We start from the raw sequence: 8317 nt of genomic DNA on the forward strand, positions 1-8317 counted from the left end.
TTATTTGATAATATAAAAAATATTTAATAACTGGTTTTGTTGTAAATTTACTACAAATTGAGATTAAAGTTTAAACTGGTTAACGCAACTATCTGTATTTAGGTAGCAATACTGAAAGTCTAAAGTGATTAAATGACAAACATGAAAAACAAGCTTGGGAATAAACTCATTGGTGCACATGTCTCTGCTGCTGGTGGGGTCGATCAAGCTCCGTTGAGAGCTCGTGAAATTGGCGCGAATGCATTCGCACTATTTACAAAAAACCAACGCCAGTGGGTGGCGAAGCCTTTAGAAGCAAAAACCATCAGTGCGTTTAAAGCGAACTGTAAAATGCTGGGTTTCGGAGCAGAACATATTCTTCCCCATGATTCTTATCTGATTAACTTGGGTGCGCCGGAAGAAGAAAAGCTGAATAAATCCCGCGCGGCATTTATTGATGAAATGGAGCGTTGTAATCAGTTGGGGCTGACTTTGCTTAACTTCCATCCGGGTAGTCACCTAAAGAAAGTCTCTGAACAGGAGTGCCTCGCGACGATCGCCGAGTCGATCAATCTTGCGCATAAAGCGGTGCCGAATGTGATCGCTGTTATCGAGAATACGGCAGGTCAAGGCACTAACTTAGGCTGGAAGTTTGAGCACCTTGCTGAAATCATCGAGCAAGTGGAAGATAAAGATCGTGTCGGCGTTTGTATTGATACCTGCCATACCTTTACGGCTGGTTATGACTTACGTACAAAAGAAGATTGCGAGCGCACCTTTGCAGAGTTCGACCGTATCGTAGGTATGCACTATTTAAGAGCAATGCATCTAAATGATTCAAAAGTAGAGTTTGCCAGCAAAGTGGATCGCCACCATTCTTTAGGTAAAGGAGAGATCGGGTGGGATTGTTTCGAGTACATTGCGAAAGACTCTCGTTTTGATGGTATCCCTCTGATTTTAGAAACAATTGATCCGGACATCTGGCAGCAAGAGATCAACGCACTGCGCCAGTTTCATTTAGCCGCTATTAACAACCAATAATGTAATCGCAAAGTTGGCACCTTTCTTTCTTAGTCGTTTAAGTCAATTTGAATTAAGAAAGAAGGATGCCACTATGTCTCGACCACTCTCTTTTGCTCCCTATGCTTACAGTCGCCGCGTATTGCGTCTGCCGATGCCTAATCGCCATATTACTGGGCAAGGTCATTTTAGAACGCCGCAGAAGCATTAGCCTTTTATTACTGTTCTCAAGTTCGTGGTAAGTTTTTGTTTGTTTGGGTTTCGCTCGTTAGAATAGAAGCAAAATTTAGGACAGGAACTTTCCATGAATCAGTCACCCACTTGGCACGATGTGATCGGCGAAGAGAAAAAGCAGAGCTACTTTGTAGACACGTTGAATTTTGTTGAAGCAGAACGAGCAGCAGGCAAAGCGATTTATCCGCCAGCAAAAGATGTTTTTAACGCATTTCGTTTCACGGAGTTTAACGATGTGAAAGTGGTGATCTTAGGACAAGACCCATACCACGGTCCAAATCAGGCGCATGGTTTGTGCTTCTCAGTGCTTCCTGGAATCAAAACGCCACCGTCACTGGTTAATATGTATAAAGAGCTGGCGCAAGATATTGAAGGTTTCCAAATCCCTCAGCATGGTTTTTTGCAAAGCTGGGCTGAACAAGGCGTATTGTTACTCAATACGGTATTAACGGTGGAGCAAGGTAAAGCGCATTCACATTCAAAGACAGGTTGGGAAACGTTTACTGATCGAGTGATTGAAGCCATTAATCAGCATCAAGAAGGTGTAGTGTTCTTGCTGTGGGGTTCACATGCACAGAAGAAAGGTCGTTTTATCGATCGCAATAAGCACCATGTGTTAGCTGCCCCACACCCATCGCCACTTTCTGCACATCGAGGCTTTTTCGGTTGTAAGCATTTCTCTCAAGCAAACCAGTTGCTTACATCACAAGAAAAAGCACCAATTAACTGGCATTTGCCATTAACGGTATAAATGAAGAGACAGCGATCATGGATGGTATGATCGCTGTTTTTTTGAGCACGCTCGAGGCTGATAGTAAATTTCTCATGTACACTTACTAAAAGTAGGTGTTAAGGAGAGACGCTATGATGATCGAAAGAATTCGACGCGAACATGGTTATATGGTTCGTCTGTTGGCGATACTGCGCCATAAGCTTAATGAGATAAAAAAAGAACGTGTAATCAACTATGCGTTAGTAAGCGAGATTGTTGATTACCTCTCTAATCATTCGGAGAAAGTACACCACCCGAAAGAAGATATCCTCTATCACCACTTTCTTGAACACTATGGTAAGCAACAAACCATGGAAAATTTAGAGAAAGAACATCTAGAGTTAGCGAGTAAAACCAGAGAGTTTTCATCCGTGATAGAGATGATCCTTCAGGATGCCGTTGTGCCACAAGACATGTTTGTCGCTCACCTAGAAGATTTCATAGAATCGCAAAGGCACCACTTGGAGCTAGAAGAGCGAAAAATTTTGCCTCTCATTGAAGAGTTATTTACCACAGAAGATTGGCAGCATGTCGAGAGCTTATGGAGCGTCAGTGAGGATGACCCTGTGTTTGGTGACACGATTGCTGATCGTTATAAGCAGTTGGCCGAACGTGTTCGTCAAAGTGATACTGAATATGTTTAAGACTGAATGATGAAACCTGAGCGAGCGAAAGCCGTCTCTCGGGTTTGTGAGATACATTTCTTATTTATTGGGAATCAACCGAAAATTTAGTGTGCATATTTCTCGGCAAAAAGTACGGAAGATTCTCATTGAGTAATAATGGTATTCATACTTAAACCTTGGTACATAAACTCACGGTGTTTACGGTCACTGTAAACAAAAAACAAAAGGCACCTGTAAGGTGCCTTTTGTTTGAATTAGAGTTTAATGTCTTCCAAGTTATAATCGGTACAGACATCAAGTTCGCGCAGCTCTTTAAGCAAATTGCGTCTGTCGTTCATCTCTTCTATTTCACGCCACTTTCGCTTTACTGGTTTGGCACGAGATTTGGTTGTTGAGGTAGTATCCAGATTAAAAATGTCATCTAGTTGAAAGCCTTCCATAAGCCACCTTTACCTTTCTTAAGCTAAACTGTTGTAACCAGTCCTTGTGGAGTTTTTTTAGTACCACAATAACCGTGAGAATAACCATGATATATTTCGCATTTGTGTCGGTAGCATGACATTTTCGTGCAAAAATATTCTCAAAATCACACTTTTTATTGCAACGATGTGGATAAAAAATGCACAAACGATCTCAAGAAAACGATTAAATAGAGAGATTTTCTATGTTAATTCGATTTGATGAATGGGTGCACTGCGCAAAGGTTAAAGTTGCATAAAATCAGTTTGATGAAATAGTGTTCAATTAGATGGTAAGTCACTAGCGTAAATTTATGTAACACCTTGTGAATACTAGCTTGTTCTTGTTTATACGGTTTACCATTCCATTTAATGAAGAATAATTATTTATGTTGGTGTTTGGTAATTGAAATGTTGCGCAGTTTGAGTGTTAAGTCTTCTATTTATGTTATTTTTTGGTGACTTTATAGTGAAAAATAACAATGTTATTCTTATTGTTGCATATTGATTTTTGCGCTCCTAGGTTGCATTATCCGCCCGTCAAAAAATACGCTAGTACGTAAAATGGATGCATGAAGCGACGTTTACGATTCTAGATTGCCCATAAACATTACTTAAAAAGCTAAGCACACTTTGACACTTAGCAGGCAATTTGGTGGATGGCTAGGACGCATAGACTGGCGCAACTCACTTTGAGGTACACATGACAGACTTAATCAATTTGATGAACGATCTCCTCTGGGGCTCGATTCTGGTTTATCTTCTTGTTGGTGTTGGTATTTACTTCACCGTTCGATTAGGGTTCATTCAGTTCCGCCATTTCGGCCACATGTTCTCTGTTCTTAAGAACAGCCGTAAAGCAGACAAAGCTGGTATTTCCTCTTTCCAAGCGCTTTGTACTAGTCTTGCTGCACGTGTTGGTACAGGTAACATGGCGGGCGTTGCAGTTGCATTGACTGCGGGTGGTCCTGGTGCGATCTTCTGGATGTGGCTGATTGCAATGCTTGGTATGGCAACATCGTTTGCTGAGAGCACACTGGCGCAGCTATACAAAACCAAAGATGATGATGGCAACTACCGTGGTGGCCCTGCCTACTACATGGAAAAAGGCCTGGGCATGCGTTGGATGGGCGTGTTGTTCTCAGTTTTCCTAATCATCGCTTTTGGTTTGGTATTCAACGCAGTACAAGCTAACTCAATTGCCAATGCAATGAGCAACGCATTTGGTTGGAATAACCTGTATGTCGGTATTGCCGTTGTTTTACTGTCTGCAATTGTTATTTTCGGTGGCATCAAGCGTATCGCAAGAGTTGCTGAGATGATCGTTCCGATCATGGCACTACTTTATCTAGCCCTAGCGTTGTTCATCATGTTCTCTAACCTAGAGAAATTACCTGATGTATTGATGCTTATCTTTAAGAGTGCATTTGGTCTGCAAGAAGCAGCAGCAGGTGGTCTTGGCTACGCAATTGCACAGGCAATGATTAACGGTATCAAGCGCGGTCTATTCTCGAATGAAGCAGGTATGGGTTCTGCACCTAACGCGGCAGCTTCAGCAACACCTTACCCACCACACCCAGCGTCTCAAGGTTACGTACAGATGCTAGGCGTGTTCATGGACACGATCGTTATCTGTTCTGCAACAGTGGCTATCATCCTGATGTCTGGTGAGTATGTCGGTCAAGCAACAGAAGTGACGGGTATCGAGCTAACTCAGCGTGCATTGAGCTCACAAGTTGGCGATTGGGGCGGCATCTTTGTTGCTGTGGCAATCTTCTTCTTTGCGTTTACTTCAATCATTGCAAACTACTCGTATGCTGAAACGAACTTAATCTTCCTAGAGCACAATCATAAAGCGGGCTTAAGCATTTTCCGCGTTATTGTTCTTGGTATGGTGATGTTTGGTGCACTAGCTTCGTTACCAGTCGTATGGTCGCTTGCTGATGTCTCTATGGGTCTGATGGCGATAGTCAACTTGGTGGCGATCATCTTGCTATCTGGCATCGTGATTAAACTGGCCAAAGATTACAATCGCCAGCTTGGTGAAGGCAAAGTGCCAACATTTGATGCGAATGATTTCCCAGAGCTGAAATCTCAGCTTGAAGAAGGCATTTGGTACAACGATAAAAAAGACTAAGTGAGCTATCACTCATAGTTGAAAGCTATTAGTATGATGTAAAAAGCCATGCAGACAATGCATGGCTTTTTTTGTACCCTATTAAAAACAAAATTAGAGAAGGGAAAGTCATGCTTATCGTAGTTTCTCCAGCGAAGACTCTTGATTACGAGTCTCCGTTAGCGACAGAAAAATTTACTCAACCTGAGTTGGTCGAATACTCAAAAGAGCTTATCGATGTTTGCCGCAAACTGACTCCTGCTGATGTTGCCTCTTTAATGAAAGTGAGCGACAAGATTGCCGATTTAAATGTGGGCCGATTCCAAGAGTGGAGTGAAACGTTTACCACTGAAAACTCACGACAAGCCATTCTTGCATTTAAAGGTGACGTTTACACAGGGCTAGACGCCGAAAGTTTATCTGAAGCGGACTTCGAATATGCTCAAGATCATCTGCGTATGCTATCGGGTCTTTATGGTTTACTAAAACCACTTGATTTGATGCAGCCATACCGCCTTGAAATGGGTACCAAGCTTGCAAACGACAAGGGTACGAACTTGTACCAGTTTTGGGGCAATGTTATTACGGACAAGCTTAACGAAGCGATTTCTGCTCAAGGCGATAATGTCCTTATCAACCTTGCATCAAATGAATACTTTAAAGCGGTTAAGCCAAAGAATTTAGATGCGCAAGTGATCACGCCAGTATTCAAAGATTGTAAGAATGGTCAATACAAGGTCATCAGTTTTTACGCGAAGAAAGCGCGCGGTATGATGGCGCGTTACATCATTGAAAACCGTGTTGAGAGCGTGGCAGACCTGACTAAGTTTGATACGGCGGGTTACTACTTTGTGGAAGATGAATCGACGCCAACAGAGTTAGTATTTAAACGCGAAGAGCAAAAATAAAGCTGATTGAGACGTAGTTTACGTTAATCTCTATCAGCACAAACGAAAAAGGGTTGGCATTGCCAACCCTTTGTTATTTTTTAGCTTGAGCTACTTCGCCCCAACAAGGTTACTTCTTCTTAGCGGTTTTCTTTTTCGCTACTTTTTTCTTGTCGTCTTTTTTCTTTTTCTTCTTAAACACAGGCTTTTTGTGTTTAGGACGCATCTCTTTCACGAAACGCTCTTTGATGTCTTCCTTCACGTAGCGCGCAACGCGATCCATCATTGGTTGGTCGTGTGCTTCTACGATTGAGATAGCGTTACCTTTTTTACCCGCGCGAGCCGTACGGCCGATACGGTGAAGGTAAACATCAGCCGTGCGCGGCATGTCGTAGTTGATAACGTGTGATACATCCGGAAGATCGATACCACGCGCAGCAACGTCCGTCGCGAGCAGAACGTTCACAGTTCCATCGCGGAAGCGAGAAATTGCATTGTTACGACGATCTTGCGGCATTTCACCTTGAATCCAAGAACATGGAATCTGTGCACTTTCAAGCTGCGCTCGTAGCTCAGCCAAACGCTCACGAGTCTTTAAAAAGACGATAGTGCGCTCAGCTTGCTGAGTAATAATGTGTTTTAGTAATTCTAGTTTGTGTTCAGCATCATCAGCTCGGTGATACCACTGAGCAATTTTCTTACGCTCACGCAGAGGTGATTTTGCATCGATCTCTGCTGGATCATTCAACAGATCAGCGGTAAAGCCTTCTACGCCTTTCCCTTCTAACGTTGCTGAGAACAGAAGGGTTTGCTTACGCCAGCGACATTCGTTAGATAGGCGATCGACAGTAGGAGCAAAACCCATATCTAGCATACGGTCTGCTTCATCAAGGATTAACCATTCGATTGCACGACAATCAAAACGTTCTGCATCAATGTATTCTTTTAAACGGCCAGGTGTCGCAACCACAATGTCTTGTGTTGTTGCAAGGATGTCGGCGTGCTCTTGGTACTGAACACCACCAGTGATGGTGAAAATGTTGAGTTTGGTATTTTTTGCCAAAGCACGTGCTTGATCGGCAATTTGCATCGCCAGTTCGCGAGTAGGCGTTAGGATCAAAATACGCGCAGGCCCAGGCTTACGACGAGGGAAGTCTTGCAAGTATTGCAATGCTGGCAGGACGAAGGCGGCCGTTTTACCAGTTCCTGTTGGCGCTGACGCTAGAATGTCACGACCGTCCAACGCTTGTGGAATCGCTTCTGCCTGAATTTTTGTTGGGCGTTCGTAACCCATCTCTTCAATGGCTTCAAGTAGGTTTTGGTCTAGATCAAGTTCAGCAAAGGTTCTGATCACAATGAGTTCTCCACAAGCAAAGCTTGGTTAATGGTTCGCCACAACAGCATAGAATACAAAAAGGTCGCACATTATAAAGTGATTGGTGATAAGGATCACATGTTATTTCACATCTTAAGATAAAACTCGCGAGTTAACTGGATGAAATCATCACTATAGCGGTCATTTGAACGGATAATTAAATGTGACGTTTGCGAATCGCAAGGTCGTTTTGACAGTTCAAATAACAATCGGTGTACTGGTTTCTTTTCTGATGGTTGCACACGACAGATCCTCGATAGATACCAACCTTGGTTTAATGCTAGCTCAATGAACTGCTCGCCTTCGGTGATTGGCAACACAAAACTAGCTCTCCCTTCGTCATCAAGCAAATGATAGCAACGCTGTAGCAATGCGTTATGGCCTAGCGTATCAGTGTGCCTCGCGGTTGCACGTTGACTGTGTTTCGATTGCTCGCCGCTGTTGAAGTAGGGCGGGTTACAAATGATGCGTTGGAATGGATGTGTCGGCGTAAAGTGCAGTATGTCGGTGTGGTGCACACTTACACGATCTGACCAAGGAGACTGGGCCATATTTTTTTGCGCGGCAGCAACGGCTGTTAATTCGATATCGACCGCGGTTATTTGAGCTTCTGTAAAGCGTTGAGCACACATCAGGGCAAGCAGGCCAGTGCCAGTGCCAATATCGAGAATTTTAGCGTCGTTAGGGCTTTGAATCCAAGCACCAAGCATTACCCCATCTGTGCTGACTGGCATACCACTCTCGCCGCCCTCAATACAAAATTGCTTAAAATTGAAGCCTTTAGTTTTCAGTTTTTTGTTCTTCATGATTGTTTTATATTTGCTCAATAATTAAGTGGATTACTCTATTG

The 8317-nt window shown here is 43.1% G+C and carries 8 protein-coding genes; 5 read left to right on the forward strand and 3 right to left on the reverse strand.

Translation table 11 applies throughout. The features are described 5' to 3' along the window. The first annotated feature begins 132 nt into the window (after positions 1–132). From nfo to CAG68_RS20760, 3 genes are all read left to right on the forward strand, one after another. Positions 133–1020: a deoxyribonuclease IV gene (gene nfo / locus CAG68_RS20750; protein ID WP_054728795.1), complete on the forward strand. Its 888-nt coding sequence runs from the start codon at positions 133–135 to the stop codon at positions 1018–1020. A gap of 283 nt (positions 1021–1303) precedes the next feature. After that, a complete protein-coding gene (gene ung, locus CAG68_RS20755; RefSeq protein ID WP_054728798.1) occupies positions 1304–1984 on the forward strand; it encodes a uracil-DNA glycosylase in 681 nt (226 codons plus the stop codon). A 113-nt stretch (positions 1985–2097) separates the two neighbouring features. Next, positions 2098–2649, forward strand: a complete 552-nt coding sequence (locus CAG68_RS20760; RefSeq protein ID WP_005381807.1) for a hemerythrin domain-containing protein — start codon at positions 2098–2100, stop codon at positions 2647–2649. Between the two features lie 236 nt (positions 2650–2885). Here CAG68_RS20760 and CAG68_RS20765 read toward each other — a convergent pair whose 3' ends face one another. Further along, positions 2886–3071, reverse strand: a complete 186-nt coding sequence (locus tag CAG68_RS20765) for a DUF3545 family protein (protein WP_005381805.1) — start codon at positions 3069–3071, stop codon at positions 2886–2888. 721 nt (positions 3072–3792) lie between these two features. On the opposite strand from CAG68_RS20765, the gene CAG68_RS20770 reads away from it, so the two are divergent. Further along, entirely contained in the window at positions 3793–5226 is a 1434-nt protein-coding gene (locus tag CAG68_RS20770) for an alanine/glycine:cation symporter family protein (RefSeq protein WP_005381800.1), read from the forward strand. 110 nt (positions 5227–5336) lie between these two features. Further along, positions 5337–6113, forward strand: a complete 777-nt coding sequence (gene yaaA, locus CAG68_RS20775) for a peroxide stress protein YaaA (protein WP_005382848.1) — start codon at positions 5337–5339, stop codon at positions 6111–6113. 109 nt (positions 6114–6222) lie between these two features. On the opposite strand, the gene srmB is transcribed toward yaaA, so the two are convergent. Then, a complete protein-coding gene (gene srmB / locus CAG68_RS20780; RefSeq protein WP_005381797.1) occupies positions 6223–7446 on the reverse strand; it encodes an ATP-dependent RNA helicase SrmB in 1224 nt (407 codons plus the stop codon). A gap of 107 nt (positions 7447–7553) precedes the next feature. Further along, positions 7554–8273, reverse strand: coding sequence for a tRNA1(Val) (adenine(37)-N6)-methyltransferase (locus tag CAG68_RS20785; RefSeq protein WP_086046534.1), 720 nt, complete (start codon positions 8271–8273; stop codon positions 7554–7556). Positions 8274–8317 lie beyond the last annotated feature (44 nt).

The organism is Vibrio sp. V42_P2S4T144 (genome assembly GCF_009904715.1).
GTDB classification, from domain to species: domain Bacteria; phylum Pseudomonadota; class Gammaproteobacteria; order Enterobacterales; family Vibrionaceae; genus Vibrio; species Vibrio alginolyticus.